This window comes from Deinococcus sp. JMULE3 (genome assembly GCF_013337115.1).
GTDB lineage: Bacteria > Deinococcota > Deinococci > Deinococcales > Deinococcaceae > Deinococcus.
This window is the reverse complement of sequence record NZ_SGWE01000004.1, coordinates 1,575,704-1,590,038: the sequence shown is the minus strand read 5'-3', so window position 1 is coordinate 1,590,038 and position 14,335 is coordinate 1,575,704. Positions and strand designations below refer to the sequence as shown.

The following is a 14,335-nucleotide window of genomic DNA, read 5'->3' as shown; positions in this document are numbered from 1 at the left end:
AATGACCGAGGGTTCCCTGGATGAGCTTCACCAGCTGGACGACCGGCTGCGCGCCGCGCTGCGGGCCGACGTGCGCTTCTCGCACGTGGCGGCGTACGGCAGCGTGCCGCAGGGCCGTGCCGACCGGTTCAGCGACCTGGAGTTCTGGGCGTTCCTGAGGCCCGGCGCGGCGGTGGACGCCGCCGACTGGCTGCGCGGGCACCTCGCGCCCTTGCTGGTCGTGACGACCGAGTTCGGCGGGGCGGTCGCGGTGCTGCCCGGCCTGCGCCGCGTGGAACTGCACGTCGCCCCGGCCTCCCGCCTGCCTGAAGTCAAGACGTGGACGCCGCAGCACGTTCGCCCGGAAGCCATGTGCGTCCGGGACAAGGGCGGGCAGCTGACGCGGCACCTGCTCGCGCTGGCCGCGCGGTCGCCCGACCCGGCCGCCGAGGCGCAGGCCATCCTGGAGCGCAGCGTGAACTGGCTGGTGCTGGGCCTGAACGTCCTGGCGCGCGGCGAGCGGCTGCGCGCGCACGAGACGCTGTGGTGGGTCGAGGGTGGCCTGCTGCGACTGGCGCGCCTTCACGAGGGCGCGACCGGGCACTGGGGCAACGCGACCCGCCGCGCGGAGCAGGAACTCAGCCCGGCAGCCCTGGCGCGCTTCACGGCGCTGACCGGCCCGCTGGACGGGCTGGAACGCCGGTACGCGGCGGCGGTCGCGTGGACGCTGGACCTGGCCGCAGGGCTGGGGCTCACGCTGGACGACCGGCTGGCGCAGGAGCTGCGGCGCGGCAGACTGGGGCCATGACCTTCCTTCCTGCTGAGGCGCCCCGACTGGGGCTGGGACTGGCTGCGCTGGGGCGGCCCGGGTACATCAACCTGGGGCACGGCGTGGACCTCGCGGACCGCAGCGTGGAGGGGCTGCGCGCGCAGGCGTGGGCGGTGCTGGACGCCGCGTGGGCGGCGGGCGTGCGGTACTTCGACACGGCCCGCAGTTACGGGCTGGGCGAGGCGTTCCTGGGCGGTTGGCTGGCCGCGCGCGGGCTCGGGCCGGATTCGGGCGTGCGGGTGGGCAGCAAGTGGGGGTACACGTACGTCGCGGACTGGCGCGTGGACGCCCAGACGCACGAGGTGAAGACCCACGACCTGCCTACCCTGACGCGGCAGTGGCCGGAGACCCTGGCGGCGCTGGGGCGCGAGCCGGACGCGTACCTGATCCACTCGGCGACGCTGGACTCCGGCGTGCTGGAGAACGCAGCGGTGCTGGGGCGACTGGCGGAACTGGCCGCGTCGGGCGTGCGGGTGGGCCTGTCCACCAGCGGTCCCGCGCAGGCCGACACGCTGCGTCGCGCGCAGGCCGTGCAGGTGGACGGCGCGAACCCCTTCAGCGTGGTGCAGGCCACCTGGAACGCGCTGGACCCATCGGCAGGCGCGGCCCTTGCCGAGGCGCACGCGGCGGGCTGGACGGTCGTCGTGAAGGAAGGCGTGGCGAACGGCCGCCTGACCACCCACGGCCTGACCGGGCGCGGCGACGTGCCCGCTCCCCTGGCCCGGCTGGCCCACGAGCACGGGGTCACGCCGGACGCCGTGGCCCTCGCGGCGGTCCTGGCGCAGCCCTGGGCGGACGTGGTCCTCAGCGGGGCCAGCACCACCGGGCAGCTGGCACAGAACCTCGCCGCGCTGCGCCTGACCCTTCCGGCGGACGCGCTGCGCGACCTGAAGCAACCTCCGGCGCAGTACTGGGCGGCCCGCTCAGCGCTGCCCTGGCAGTGACCCGGCAGTCTCCTCCGGCCTGTCTGCCAGCGCCTGGAGTGCGGGGCGCAGTGCCGGGAGGTCCACGCGCGCCGTGTGCCAGATCAGGCCCGCCTCGATCCCGAAATAGTCGTGCGCGACCGTGTTCCGGATGTCGCGCAGCAGCACCCACGGCACCTCGGGGTGGGTGTCCTGCACGCTCTGCGGGATGAACTTCGTCGTCTCGCCCAGCCGCGTCAGGTTGTGCAGCACGGCGTCCCGCACCACCTCGTCCCGCTCGAAGGTCGTCAGGGAATGCCCGTCCGTGAACGCCACGATGCGGTCCAGGGTCGCCAGCAGGTCGAACACCCGCCAGCGCCACCGCTTCGGGCGGTGCGAGCGGGGCGCGGGCTCCGGCACCGCCAGGACGTCCACGGCGTCCGCCAGCACCTCGCGGCGCAGGGGTGGGCGCAGCGCGCCGGGTGTCATGACGTCCACGCGGCGCTTCAGGACGTCCTCGAACAGGTCCCGCACCCGCATCAGGTCCAGCAGGCCCCGCGCCGGGCCGGGCCGGAAGTCGATCAGCACGTCGATGTCACTGTCCGGCCCGGCCTCGCCGCGCGCCACCGACCCGAAGACCCGCACGCGCGCCACGCCCAGCGCCTCCCACGCGGGCCGCGCCGCCCGCAGCGCCGCTGCGATGGTCGGCAGGCGCAGGTCCGGGAACAGCGGCTCGGCGGCAGGCATGCGCCCCAGGATAGGGCGCGCGGCGCGGGCGAGCCGCTATGCTGACCCTCATGATCGTCGCCGTGGGGCATGACCTGATCGAGATCAGCCGCATCCGGCGCATGCTGCAGCGTGAAGGCAGACGCGCCGAGAAGCTCTTCGCGCCCACCGAACTGGAGTACTGCGCCCGCCTGACCGACCCCGCCCCCAGCCTCGCCGCGCGCTTCGCCGCGAAGGAAGCCTTCCAGAAGGTCTGGCCGCGCCCGCACGGCTGGCGGGACGTGTGGGTGCAGCGCGACCGCACCCCCGGCGGCCCCTTTCCGTTCGCGCCGCCCGTGCTGGGCTTCACGCCCGACATCGCCGCTGAACTGACCGAACGCGGCTGGGTGGCGCACCTGACGCTGACGCACACCAAGGAACACGCCTCGGCGGTCGTCATTCTGGAGGCCCGTTGAGGACCCGCCTGATCGCCACGGACCTGGACGGCACGCTGCTGGACTCGGGGCTGCAGGTGAGGGCCCGCACCCGCGCGGCGCTGGACGTCGCCCGCGCGGCGGGGATCGAGGTGGTGCCCGTCACGGCGCGGCAGCCGCGTGGTCTGGGGTTGATCGCGGCGCAGGCGGGCTTCACCGGCTGGGCGCTGTGCGGGAACGGCGCGCACGGCATTCACCTGGGGACTGGGAAGACGCTGTTCGAGGCGCACGTGGACGTGGAGGCCCAGTGGGCGGTCACGGCGGCCCTGAACGAGCGGATCGGGGGGCTGCTGTTCGTGTCGGTCCGCGAGCGGGGCGAGGTGTTCGCCGCGCAGGCCGGGTACGCGGAACTGGCGCACTTCGAGGATCACAAGCGGCACCCGCACGAGATGCAGGCCCTGCCCCTGGCGGACGTGCTGGCCGCGCCCAGCCTGAAACTGATCGTCCGGCACCCCACTCTCAGCCCCGACGAGTTGCTGCGCGAGGCTCGCGCGCTGGACCATCCCGGCGTGGCGGTCACGCACAGCGGCGCGCCGTTCATCGAGATCCTCGCGGCGGGCGTCAGTAAGGCCTGGGGCCTCGCGCACCTGTGCGCCCACCTGGGCATCCAGCAGGAGGAGGTGCTGGCGTTCGGGGACGCGCCCAACGACGCCGAGATGCTCGCCTGGGCCGGGCGCGGGGTCGCGATGGCCCACGCCCACCCCGACGCCCTGCGCGCCGCCGACACGGTCACGCTGAGCAACGACGAGGACGGTGTGGCCGCCGTGATCGAGACGCTGCCGGAACTGTCCGCCCGCTGACAGCGTGCCCGACGGGGCGGGCGTACGCTGGCGCATGAACGCCAGCATCCGGGACGTGTGCCGTACCGTGGGCCGGGGAGTCGGCCTGAGCTTCTGCCTGCTGGTGGCGCCTCCGGCCCCCGCGCAGAGCCTGCCTGGACCCAGCGTGCAGGCCGCCGCCGAGCAGACCGCCCTGACCCGTGGCCGCGCCCTGCTGGCAGAGTTCTACGCCGTGAAACTCGACGCCCTGTGGCAGGCCTTCACGCCTGAGGTCCGCGCGCAGTGGGGCACCCTGGCGGACTTCCGCGCGTACCGCGAGGCGGGCGTGCAGACCTTCGGCGCGCAGCGCGAGCAGATCGGTGAACGCACCCTGACCCGCGACGGCGAGACCTTCTACGTCCGCAGCGCCACCTTCCAGCGCGACCCGACGACCGTCTGGGCACTGATCATCGGCTTCACGGGCACCCGCGTGAGTACCTTCGTGATCCTGCGGGAAGGGGAGACCGGGAACGACCCGGTCGCCTTCAGCCCCCGCTGACCGGGGCTGGAGGGGTCGCCCCACCGCTCTGACGGGCCAGTTCCCGCCCGGAGGCGTCCGTCACCGTGAACGTGTACGCCCGCTCGCTGCGCGCCACCCAGTTCACCCGCAGGTCCACGCACTCCGCCGGAAGTTGCGTCTGCGCCGCCGACGGGTAGCGGTCATCCAGACTGTCCTGCCGGAAGACCTCCAGCGTGCGGGTCAGGGCGTTCGCGCAGGTCTGCCCCGCCGCGCGCACCGTGACGCTCTGCGCGTCCGCCGGTAGGGCCGTCTCCTGCTCGCCCTGCAGCGCCTTCACCTGCGCCTCCAGTTCCGTCACGCGCGCCTGGAGCGCCGCGTTCTGCGCGCGGGCCTCGCGGTCCTGACAGCCGCACAGCAGAACGGAACACAGCAGCAGGGGAAACACCTTCACGCGCGGCAGCCTACCGCCTGCGGGGGAAGCCCAGATCAGAGTCCACTCACGAACGGCTTCATGAAGGTCGCCCCGCCCAGGCCACCGGAGCAGCCGGGCAGGGCGAACAGGAGAGGCCGCGTCAGCGGTTCAGGACACTCACGATCTCCACGTGACTCGTCTGCGGGTAGAAGTCATGCGGGACCACCTCGCCCAGCTTCCAGCCGCGCCGCACCAGATCTCCGACGTCCCGCGCCCACGTCGCCGGGTCGCACGACACGTACACCAGCCGGTCCGCCGTGCTCGCGTGGATGTGATCCCGCGCCGCCTCCTCCAGCCCCGCGCGCGGCGGGTCCACCACGATCACGTCCGTGCCCAGCTCACTGAAGCGCGCCGCGTCCCCGTTGCGGAACGTCACGTTCCCCTCACCGGTGTTCGCCACGTCCTGCCGCCCGCGCGCCAGCGCCTCCGCGGACGAGTCCAGCACCGTCACCCGCCGGAAGTGCTTCGCGAGGTGACGACCGATCGCCCCCGCCCCGCCGTACAGGTCCACGGCGTGCTCACCCTCACCGGCCAGCTGCGTCGCCCGTCGGTACGCGAGACCCGCCGCCTCCGGGTTCACCTGCGCGAAGCCCGTCGCGGACACCCGCACCTGCACCTCCCCGAACTGCTCGGTGATCTCACCCTCACCCGCGATGAGTCGCACGCCCGCACTGAAGCGCCGACCCGCCGGCTGCGCCAGACTCACGCCCACCACGCCGGCCTCCATCAGGTGATCACTGGCCCGCAGGAATGCCTTCGGTTCCCCCGCCCCGATCACGGCCGCCACGACCTCGCCCGTCAGGCGACTGGCGCGGAACGCCACCTCGGTCGCCGGGTCCAGCCGCTCGGGATCGATGCGGTCCAGCACCGCCTGAATCTGCGGCATCACCAGCGGGTCCACGCGCACCACCAGCGGATCGCTGCCGCGCCGCTCGCGGTACGCCAAGCCCTGCGGCGTCACGAGGTACTGCGCGGTGTTCCGGTACCCCCACGCCTGCGGGCTCGGCACCGTCGCCGCCACCCCATGCCGCACCTTCGCGATGCGGCTCAGGGCCTCCTCCACGAACGCCCGCTTGAAGCCCAGCTGCGCCTCGTAGCTCGCGTGCGCCAGATCCGCCGTGGGCAGGTCCGGGCCGTCCACGCGGTCCGGGCTGCGGCGCAGCACCTCCACCGTCACGCCCTGGCGCACGCCCTTTCCGCTGCGCACCCGCGCCGTGACCTGCTCACCCGGCAGCGCCCCCCGGACCAGCACCACGCCGGACTCGTCCCGGGCCAGCCCCAGCCCCCCGGCTACAAGTTTCTCGATTTCCAGCGTAAGCAGTGCGTCCGACATCCCCACAGCGTAGCGCGGACGACCCCCACCGCGCAGGACCGACCCCACACACGCCCCCACTGGACACGCGCCGCACGGGGTGATACATTCCCTGAGCCCTGAGTCACTCAGGGGCTGTGGCGCAGTTGGGAGCGCGTCTGAATGGCATTCAGAAGGTCAGGGGTTCGAATCCCCTCAGCTCCACCAGAGTAGACCCCTCCACCCGGAGGGGTTTTTCCATGCCTGCAAACGCCGTTTCAGCCCCGCCCGTCGCGCACTGAAAGCCTCTCGGGGCATGCTGCGCCCATGCCCGAACCCACCCAGCTGGAAAGCCTGCGTGTCACCGACGAACCCGCCGCCCGCGCCCTGCGGCAGGACACCCACCTGCTGGGTTTGTTCCTGAGCCCCGCCTCGCCCAGCGACGTGGCGGCCCGCGCGGACATGCCCGCGAACCTCGTGCATCACCACGCGCGGCGTCTGGCGGGCCTGGGCCTGCTGTTCGAACAGCGGCGCGAGGCTGGACGCGTGTACTACCAGTTGCGCGCCCGCACCTTCCGGGTAGCCAGCGACCTGCTGCCCCCGCAGGACCCGGACGGCAACGGACGGGGTGACCTGCGTGACCTCACGGACGGGTTCCTGGCGGCGTACGAGCGTTGCTGGGCGTTCATGCGTGACGGTGAGGAGGACGTGGTCGGCTTCGGGAACGCGCAGCATCCTGCTAAGCCACTTGAGGACGTGACCGACCCCATCCCCGTGCCCTTCCCCGCCCACCTGGACCGCCTGACGCTGCGCCTCACGCCGGAACGCTACGCGCGGCTGGCCCGCGATCTGAGCGACGTCCTGACCCGCGCTGCCGCCGAGGGCCACAGCGGGACGGGAGACCCCTGCACGCTGGCCGTGCTGACCTTCACCGACCCCGCGCAGCCCGCCGGAACCCTCTCCCTGTCCCGCAACCTCAACACCTTCCTGGGCCTGAACCCGGCGTCATGAAAAACCCCCGCGCGGGGCGGGGGCTCTGTGGTTACTCGGCGGCTTCGTTTTTCTTCTCGCGTTTGTAGGGGCCTTTTTCCTTCCATTTCAGGCGGACGGGAATCCCGGCGAGTTGCAGGTCCTCGCGGATGCGGTTCTGCAGGAAGCCTTCGTACGCGCGGGTGACGAAGTCGGCGCGGTTGCAGAAGATCGCGAAGGTGGGGGGCGCGGTTTCCACCTGGGTCATGAAGTACATCTTGAGTTTCTTCCCGTGGAAGTTCGGGACGGCCTGACGCATCTGCCAGACTTCCAGCCAGCGGTTGAGTTCGCTGGTGGGGATGCGGCTCTGCCATTTCTCGTGGAGTTTCATGGCTTCGGCGAGCATGTCGTGAATGCCGTACTCGTTGATGGCGCTGGTGTACACGCGCGGCGCGTAGCTGATGTGGTTGAGTTTCTGGTTGAGTTCCTTCTCGACGCGTTTGAGTTCCTCGTCGGGCACGAGGTCCCATTTGTTCACGACGACGATGACGGGTTTGCCGCTGTCGTACGCGAGGTTCGCGAGTTTCAGTTCGTGATCGCCGAGTTCCCCGGCGTTCAGCACCAGCCAGATCAGGTCGCTGCGTTCGATGGCGGCCTGCGAGCGCTGGATGGCGTAGTCCTCGATGGCGGTGTCGGGTTTCTTGCGGATCCCGGCGGTGTCCACGAGCACGAAGCGCTGCCCGCCGTAGTCCCATTCGACGTCCAGGCTGTCGCGGGTGGTGCCGGGCTGGTCGGCGACGATGGCGCGGTCGGTCTGGGTGATGGCGTTCAGGAGGCTGCTCTTGCCGACGTTGGGGCGGCCGATCAGGCTGATGCGGATGGGCGCGATCTCGGGAACGTCCTCGGTGTCCTCGGGCAGGTGCTCCATGACGCGGTCGAGCAGGTCGTCGAGGCCGCGGGCGTGCTCGGCGCTGATGGCGACGGGTTCCCCGAAGCCCAGGCCCCACAGTTCGGCCATGTAGACCTCGTGCTTGGGGCTGTCGATCTTGTTCGCGGCGATGATGACTGGTTTGTTCAGGCGGCGCAGCCAGTCGGTGACCTCGTAGTCGGCGGCGGACAGGCCCTCGCGGGGGTCGAGGACGAAGATGATGGCCTGCGCGCCTTCCATGGCCCACTCGGCCTTCTGGCGGATGGCGTCTTCCCACTCGTCCCCGCTCCAGAGGCCCCCGGTGTCGATCAGGGTGATGCGGTGGTTGTGGTACAGCATCAGGCCTTCTTTCGCGTCGCGGGTCACGCCGGGGAAGTCGGCGACGACGGCCTCGCGGCGGCCGATGAGGCGGTTGAACAGGCTGGACTTGCCGACGTTGGGTCGGCCGACGATGGCGACTTTATGCATAGTGTCCTCCGCGCCCGTCTGGGCGACGAGCGAAGCGAGTGGGAGTTATTGCGCCCGGACGGAAGTCCGGAGGCACGGCCGGCAGGCTCGGGCCGGAGGAGTGCAGTCTGGGTGCATGGTGACGCTCCTTGTACGGTGTCGGTTCCACCCCGGGCGTCTGGGGGGTTCCGCCGAAACGGCCTGCGCCTCACGGTGAGGGGGCCTGCGACAGGCGAGTCTACCGCATGGGGGCATGTATGCGTCCGTGCAGCGGGAACGATTCCAGCCGGGAGAGGGGAGGCGGGACTGCATACCGTTGGTGGGCGGATGATCGGAGGTCGTGCTGCACGCGCTTTTTGGGCCTATGCGCATGGGTTGACACGCGCCGCATACCGCGTTATTCTGTTTCTATCACCGTCCGAGAAGGGCGGATTTTTCGTTTTGATCCCCTGAGCGTGCCGCAGGTGCGGCAACCCGGGCAGTCCGGGCCACGTAACGTGCAGGTGTGAACACCACCCTGAGTCTGGGCAGTCTGGCGGTCAGCAGCGGCATTCTCGCGGCAGGCCTGATCTTCGCGTACGGCGTGTGGCTGGGGCGCCGTGACACCGGCTGGCGGGCTGCGCAGGGCGTCCTGGGAGCCGTGGTGCTGGGCGGCGTCCTGCCGTTCCTGCTGATCCAGTTCGCGCCCGCGCTGCTCAATTACGATTCCCGCAACCTCACCAGTCTGTTTCTGCTCACCATCGTGAACATCGTCGGGGTGCTCGTCGCGTTCCTGCCGTGGCTGGTCGCCGGAAACTGGCTGGAGATCCTGCGCCGCGAAGGCCCAACCACCTGAACCGCGGCAGGGGCGGATTCGAGTGGATACCCTTGACCGCCCCTGCATACCGCGCTATGGTTCTGGACATCACCGCCCACGAGGCGGATTTTTTATTGCTGTCCCCGCCTAGCCTTCCAGGGTGGTGAGGTCGCCGGGGTCCTGCCCGAGGGCCTGGGCGCGCAGGACGCGGCGCATGATCTTCCCGCTGCGGGTCTTGGGGAGCGCCGTGACGACGCGGATCTCGCCGGGGGTGGCGATGGGGCCGAGTTCGCGCCGGACGTGTTCGCTGATGCTGGCGCGCAGGCCCTGGCCCACCTGATCCTCGAAACCTTTTCTGAGGATGACGTGCGCGACGATGCTCTCACCCTTCAGGTCGTCGGGAATGCCGATCACGGCGGCCTCCGCGACGGCGGGGTGGGACACCAGGGCGTCCTCGACGTCGGCGCTGCCGATGCGGTGCCCGGCGACGTTCAGCACGTCGTCCGCGCGGCCCAGGATGCTGATGTACCCGTGTTCGTCCCGCACGGCGAGGTCCCCGGACAGGTACCCGGCGGGGTTCTCCGTCCAGACCTGCGCGTACTTCTCGGGGTTGCCGTGAATGCCGCGCATCATGCCCGGCGTGGGGCGGCGCAGCACGAGGTGCCCCTGCACGCCGTCCGGGAGGCTGTGGCCCTGCTCGTCGACCACGTCGGCGTCCACGCCCGCCAGGGGGCGGCCCACGAAGCCGGGCCGGGCGGGCCAGCGCGGGTGGGTGCCCAGGATCGGCGCGCCCAGTTCCGTCTGCCACCAGTGGTCGATGACGACGGCGTGCGCGCCCTCCTCCAGCCCGCCTGCGAGGTGCTGCTGCGCCCAGCGCCACGCCTCCGGGTTCAGGGCCTCGCCCGCGCAGGCGATCACGCGCAGGCTGCTCAGGTCGTGCCCCTTCAGCACGTCGGGGCCGAGTTTCATGAACAGGCGCAGCGCGGTGGGCGCGGTGAACAGCACGTTCACGCCGTAGCGTTCGACGGCGCGCCAGAACACGCCGGGGTCCGGGAAGTCCGGCGCGCCCTCGCGGAAGAGGACGGTCGCCCCGGCGGCCAGCGGCGCGTACACGATGTAGCTGTGCCCGACGATCCAGCCGATGTCGCTGGTGCAGAAGAACACGTCCCCGGCGCGCACATCGAACAGTTGTCCGAGGTGGTAGGTGCTGGCGACCATGTACCCGCCGTGCGTGTGGATGACGCCCTTGGGTTTCCCGGTGCTGCCCGACGTGTACAGCACGTACAGCGGATGCTCGGCGTTCACGGGCACCGCCCCGGCGCGGCCGTGCGCGAAGAGGCTCTCCCAGGGGACGGTGCGGGCGTCGTGTTCGCGCTGGTACGTCTTGATGCGTTCCCACAGCACGAGGTGCTCCACGCCGCCCAGGTCCGCGATGGCCTCGGAGGCGATGGCGTACAGGTCCACGAGCTTCCCGCGCCGGTACCCGACATCCGCCGTGATGACGACGCGCGCCCCGGCGTCCGTGATGCGGTCGCGCAGCGCGCCCACACCCAGGCCCGCGTACACGACCGAATGCACCGCGCCCAGCCGCGCGCAGGCCAGCATGGCGATCACGCCCTCGGGCGTCAGGGGCAGGTAGATCACGACGCGGTCGCCCGCGTTCACGCCCAGCGCGCGTAGCCCGGCGGCGGCCCGCTCGACCCGTTCGTGCAGCATGCCGTACGTGATGACCTGCGCCTCCTCGGTCTCCGACAGCCAGATCAGCGCCGCGCGAGTGCGCGCCTCGCCCCGCGCGTGGCGGTCCAGGGCACTCAGGGTGATGTTCGTCTCGCCGTCCGCGAACCACTGCATGTGCGGGCGGTTCCAGGTCAGGCCCGTCGTGGGCGCCTTCGTCCACTCGAACTGCCGGGCCTGCGCCAGCCAGAACGCGTCCGGGGCGCGGCGCGCGGCCTCGATATCCGCATCCGGGTCACTCCGCAGGCGGCGCAGCACGGACTCGGGCGCGAACCAGCGGTCAGGGCGATGGGCATCCGTCATGGGTGAAACCTCCGTGGGGGAGCGGCGTCGGGTTGTGTGTTCCGCTCAGTGTATAGGGGTTGTGGGAGGTGGGATGTGGGTTGTAGGAAGAGATTGAAAAACGCCGTGGCAGTGGGCATCCCAGGGGATCTGCCGTTCCCACATCCCACGACCTGCACCCCACAACCCAATTATGCTGAAAGCATAATTCGTGCTATACTTTTCTTGTGAAGAACGTACCCCTGACCCTCGATTTCGGCACCGTGCGGCTGCCTGTCAGCGCGGACGGCCTCCTCCACGCGGCGGCGGCCCTGACGCAGCTGGGCGTCCCCGAGGACGCGCACACGGCCACCCTCGCCGCCCACGACTTCAACCCCGACACCGCCGACTTCGGTGCCGGACCGGAAGACGCCCTGAGCGTCCCCGCGTTCACCACGCTGTGCTTCGCGCTGGACACCACCCAGGCCCGCCGCTGGCGTAAGCGGGCGCAGGACCTGCTGGCCCGCGCGCTGCAGGGCGACGTGCGCCTCGCCGCGAGCATCGCCGAACGCAACCCGGACCCCGAGGCGCGCCGCTGGCTGGCCGCGCGCCTGGACAGCACCCACGCCCGCCGGGAACTCATGAGCACCGTCGCGCGGCACGGCGGCGCCGGGAACGTGTACGGGCAGCTGGGCAGCATCAGCAACCGCAGCGTCCTGGGCACCGACAGCGCCACCATCCGCCGGGAACGCGGCGTGAAGCACACCCGCGACGGCCTGAGCAGCACCGAACTGCTGCGCCTCGCGTACCTCGACGCCGCCACCGCCCGCGCCATCCAGGACCGCGGCGCGCACGGCAACGCCGCCATCCTGCGGCTGCACGAGCACCTCGCGCGGCACGAACGGCAGGGCTGGAGCAGCACCCAGCCGCCCCAGGCAGGCTGACGTCCACCCAGGGGCGGCGGGCTTCTCTGCCTGCCGCCCTCATGCTGGCCCGCTAGAATCCGGCACGTGCCGTCACTCCTGATCCGCCTCGTTCTGGCCGAGGTCACGCGCTGGTACGCGGCGGGCGTCGCGCTGTTCCTCGCGCTGCAACTCACGGACGCCCTGAGCAGCACCGTCGCGAACCTCATCACGTACAAACCCGCGTTCGGCACCGCCGCCGCCGCCTTCCTGAGCCTCGCGCCCAGCTTCCTGAACCGCAGCCTCGTCCTCGCCGTGCCGTTTGCGATCCTGCTGGCACTGGCGCGCATGCAGAGCGACAACGAACTCAAAGCCATCAGCGCCGGGGGCGTGCCGCCGCTGCGGCTGGTGTGGCCCCTCGCGCTGCCGTTCCTGCTCGTCGCGGCCGTCACGTACGGGAACGCCAACCAGTTCGCGCCGCAGGGCATGGCCCGCTGGTGGAACACCTGGTACGGCGTGTACAACATGACCCCCCCACCCCCCGAGCAGCTGCGCTACACCTACGCCCCGCCCGGCGCGCTGTACTACGCCGGGAAGGTCATCACGCCACCCGGCAGCGACGAGGCGCAGCTGCAGGGCGTCATGGTGCAGCGCGGTCAGACCATCCTGACCGCCAGCACCGGCACCTGGAACACCCGCACGCGCACCTGGACGCTGCTGGCCCCCTGGGAAACCCGCCCCGGCCAGCCCCCCCGCGCCCTGACCGGACCGGTCACCGTGCCACAGACCGACCGGCTGCGCCCCGCCATCATCGAGGTGGAACAGACCACCACCCCGGTCCTGCGGGGACGCGCCGCCGACCCCGGCCTGCCCGGCACCGACCGCCGCGAGGCCGCGTTCACCGTCGCGCAGCGCACCGCCGACCCCGTCACGCCCATCATCTTCGCGCTGGCCGCCGGGGCGCTGGGCCTGCTGCTGCGCAACCGCGCCGCCGCGTTCGGCGCCGTGCTGGTGTTCCTGGTGGGCTTCTACGTCCTGTGGACCACCATGCCCGGCCTGGCGCGCGCCGGGGCAGTGCAGCCCGACCTGGCCGCCTGGACGCCGAACCTCGCGTTCCTGATCCTCGCCGCCGCGCTCGCCTGGAGGCTCCGGTGACCCGCCCCGCCACCCCACCCGCCCCGCGCGCCCCACGAGCCGCGCCGCGCCTGAAGACCTTCGAACGGTACGTCCTCGCGGAGATCGCGCCGCTGCTGTTCGGCGCGCTGGCCGCCGTGATCGCCCTGCTGGTCGTCGCCAGCCTGGAACGCTACCTCGCGCCGCTGCTCGCCAAGGGCGCGCCGCCCCTGCTCGTCGCGCGGCTGCTCGCGCTGAACGTCCCCGAGGCCGCCGCCCGCGCCCTGCCCATCGCCCTGATGTTCGCCGTACTGCTCGGCCTCTCACGACTGGCCGCCGACAGCGAGATCAAGAGCGCCCTGGCCGCCGGGATTCCCGCCACGCGCCTCTACCGCCCCGTCCTGATCCTCGCCGCTGCGGTCACTGCACTGGCCTTCGCGCTCGGCGAGGGCCTCGTCCCCCGCGCGCAGACGCAGATCGGGGAAGTGCAGCAGCAGATCGTCCTCGCCAACCCCCGCGTCCTCGGACTCGGCGAGCAGAACGTCGTCCTGCGCGACGCACTGGGCCGCGCCATCAGCATCGGCCAGATCCTCCCCGGCGGTGAACTCCGCGACCTGCGCATCGTCACCATGCAAGACGGCCTCCCCCCCCGCGAGGTCATCACCGCCCGCGAAGGCCGCCTCGTGCCCGGCAGCACCACCCTGACGCTGAAGGACGGACAGCGCGTCACGTACCAGGACGCCCGCCCCGTCACCATCCTCAGCTTCGAGACCGGCACCCTGCCCCTGCAGGACACCGGCACCGACCTCGGCAGCGCTGCGCAGGGCAAACCCGTCAACGACCCCCTCCCGGTCCTGTGGCAGCGCGTGAACACCTACCGCACCCAGGGCGTCCAGGCGCCCGCCGAATTCACCGCGCTGCACCAGAAATTCGCCGCGCCCCTCGCCGCGCTGGCCCTCGCATTCTTCGGCGTCAGCCTCGCCGTGTTCAGCTTCCGCAGTGGCCGCAACGTCGGCTTCGTCTGGGCGCTCATGCTGACCTTCGCGTACTACGCCACGTACAGCGTCTTCAACGTCATGGGCGAGAAGGGCGCCCTGCCCGGCGCCGTCGCCGCGTACGCCCCCGACCTCGTCGCCGTCCTCGCGGGCAGCCTCCTGCTCTGGCTCAGCGCCCGCCGGTAACGGACAGGGGAGAGGGGCGCGTGAGTTCAGATCACGCACCCCTCTCTGTCCATC

15 protein-coding genes and 1 tRNA gene are annotated in these 14,335 nt (G+C 71.4%); 11 read left to right on the top strand and 5 right to left on the bottom strand.

All coding sequences use genetic code 11. The features are described from left to right. The first annotated feature begins 1 nt into the window (after position 1). Entirely contained in the window at positions 2-787 is a 786-nt protein-coding gene (locus EXW95_RS10535; RefSeq protein WP_174367421.1) for a hypothetical protein, read from the top strand. Next, positions 784-1,752 (top strand): aldo/keto reductase, encoded by a 969-nt coding sequence (locus tag EXW95_RS10530; protein WP_174367420.1) that lies wholly within the window; start codon positions 784-786, stop codon positions 1,750-1,752. Before EXW95_RS10535 ends, EXW95_RS10530 begins: the two co-directional genes overlap by 4 nt. Here the strand turns inward: EXW95_RS10530 and EXW95_RS10525 are convergent. Further along, positions 1,732-2,457, bottom strand: coding sequence for a HepT-like ribonuclease domain-containing protein (locus tag EXW95_RS10525; RefSeq protein ID WP_174367419.1), 726 nt, complete (start codon positions 2,455-2,457; stop codon positions 1,732-1,734). The genes EXW95_RS10530 and EXW95_RS10525 overlap by 21 nt on opposite strands. Before the next feature lie 50 nt (positions 2,458-2,507). Between EXW95_RS10525 and EXW95_RS10520 the strand changes: the two genes are divergently transcribed. Genes EXW95_RS10520 through EXW95_RS10510 form a run of 3 tightly spaced genes read left to right on the top strand, consistent with a single transcriptional unit; the run spans position 2,508 to position 4,226 of the window. Beyond that, a complete protein-coding gene (locus EXW95_RS10520; protein ID WP_174367418.1) occupies positions 2,508-2,891 on the top strand; it encodes a 4'-phosphopantetheinyl transferase superfamily protein in 384 nt (127 codons plus the stop codon). Further along, on the top strand, positions 2,888-3,709 hold the full coding sequence (locus EXW95_RS10515) for a Cof-type HAD-IIB family hydrolase (protein ID WP_174367417.1): 822 nt from the start codon (positions 2,888-2,890) through the stop codon (positions 3,707-3,709). Before EXW95_RS10520 ends, EXW95_RS10515 begins: the two co-directional genes overlap by 4 nt. Before the next feature lie 34 nt (positions 3,710-3,743). Beyond that, the gene (locus EXW95_RS10510; RefSeq protein WP_174367416.1) at positions 3,744-4,226 is read left to right on the top strand and encodes a hypothetical protein; all 483 of its coding nucleotides are present in this window, start codon (positions 3,744-3,746) and stop codon (positions 4,224-4,226) included. On the opposite strand, the gene EXW95_RS10505 is transcribed toward EXW95_RS10510, so the two are convergent. Next, positions 4,213-4,638, bottom strand: coding sequence for a hypothetical protein (locus EXW95_RS10505; protein ID WP_371810011.1), 426 nt, complete (start codon positions 4,636-4,638; stop codon positions 4,213-4,215). The two genes, EXW95_RS10510 and EXW95_RS10505, sit on opposite strands and share 14 nt — an antisense overlap. 121 nt (positions 4,639-4,759) lie before the next feature. After that, positions 4,760-5,992 carry a class I SAM-dependent RNA methyltransferase gene (locus EXW95_RS10500; RefSeq protein ID WP_174367415.1) on the bottom strand — a complete coding sequence of 411 codons (1,233 nt, stop codon included), beginning with the start codon at positions 5,990-5,992 and terminating at the stop codon, positions 4,760-4,762. A gap of 110 nt (positions 5,993-6,102) precedes the next feature. On the opposite strand from EXW95_RS10500, the gene EXW95_RS10495 reads away from it, so the two are divergent. Both EXW95_RS10495 and EXW95_RS10490 read left to right on the top strand, forming a co-directional pair. Further along, positions 6,103-6,178, top strand: a tRNA-Ala gene (locus tag EXW95_RS10495). 99 nt (positions 6,179-6,277) lie between these two features. Beyond that, positions 6,278-6,961 (top strand): winged helix-turn-helix domain-containing protein, encoded by a 684-nt coding sequence (locus EXW95_RS10490; protein ID WP_174367414.1) that lies wholly within the window; start codon positions 6,278-6,280, stop codon positions 6,959-6,961. A 31-nt stretch (positions 6,962-6,992) separates the two neighbouring features. Here the strand turns inward: EXW95_RS10490 and der are convergent, their stop codons facing one another. After that, complete coding sequence (gene der / locus EXW95_RS10485; protein WP_174367413.1) at positions 6,993-8,315, bottom strand: ribosome biogenesis GTPase Der; 1,323 nt, start codon at positions 8,313-8,315, stop codon at positions 6,993-6,995. A 484-nt stretch (positions 8,316-8,799) separates the two neighbouring features. Between der and EXW95_RS10480 the strand changes: the two genes are divergently transcribed. Next, positions 8,800-9,129, top strand: a complete 330-nt coding sequence (locus tag EXW95_RS10480) for a hypothetical protein (RefSeq protein WP_174367412.1) — start codon at positions 8,800-8,802, stop codon at positions 9,127-9,129. A 108-nt stretch (positions 9,130-9,237) separates the two neighbouring features. On the opposite strand, the gene EXW95_RS10475 is transcribed toward EXW95_RS10480, so the two are convergent. After that, positions 9,238-11,127, bottom strand: coding sequence for an acetate--CoA ligase (locus EXW95_RS10475; protein ID WP_174367411.1), 1,890 nt, complete (start codon positions 11,125-11,127; stop codon positions 9,238-9,240). A gap of 206 nt (positions 11,128-11,333) precedes the next feature. Here EXW95_RS10475 and ddrC point away from each other — a divergent pair, with 206 nt between their 5' ends. From ddrC to EXW95_RS10460, 3 genes are all read left to right on the top strand, one after another. Then, the gene (gene ddrC, locus EXW95_RS10470; RefSeq protein ID WP_174367410.1) at positions 11,334-12,029 is read left to right on the top strand and encodes a DNA damage response protein DdrC; all 696 of its coding nucleotides are present in this window, start codon (positions 11,334-11,336) and stop codon (positions 12,027-12,029) included. A gap of 66 nt (positions 12,030-12,095) precedes the next feature. Continuing rightward, complete coding sequence (locus EXW95_RS10465) at positions 12,096-13,142, top strand: LptF/LptG family permease (RefSeq protein ID WP_371810010.1); 1,047 nt, start codon at positions 12,096-12,098, stop codon at positions 13,140-13,142. A gap of 50 nt (positions 13,143-13,192) precedes the next feature. Next, a complete protein-coding gene (locus tag EXW95_RS10460; RefSeq protein WP_174368929.1) occupies positions 13,193-14,281 on the top strand; it encodes an LptF/LptG family permease in 1,089 nt (362 codons plus the stop codon). Positions 14,282-14,335: the final 54 nt, after the last annotated feature.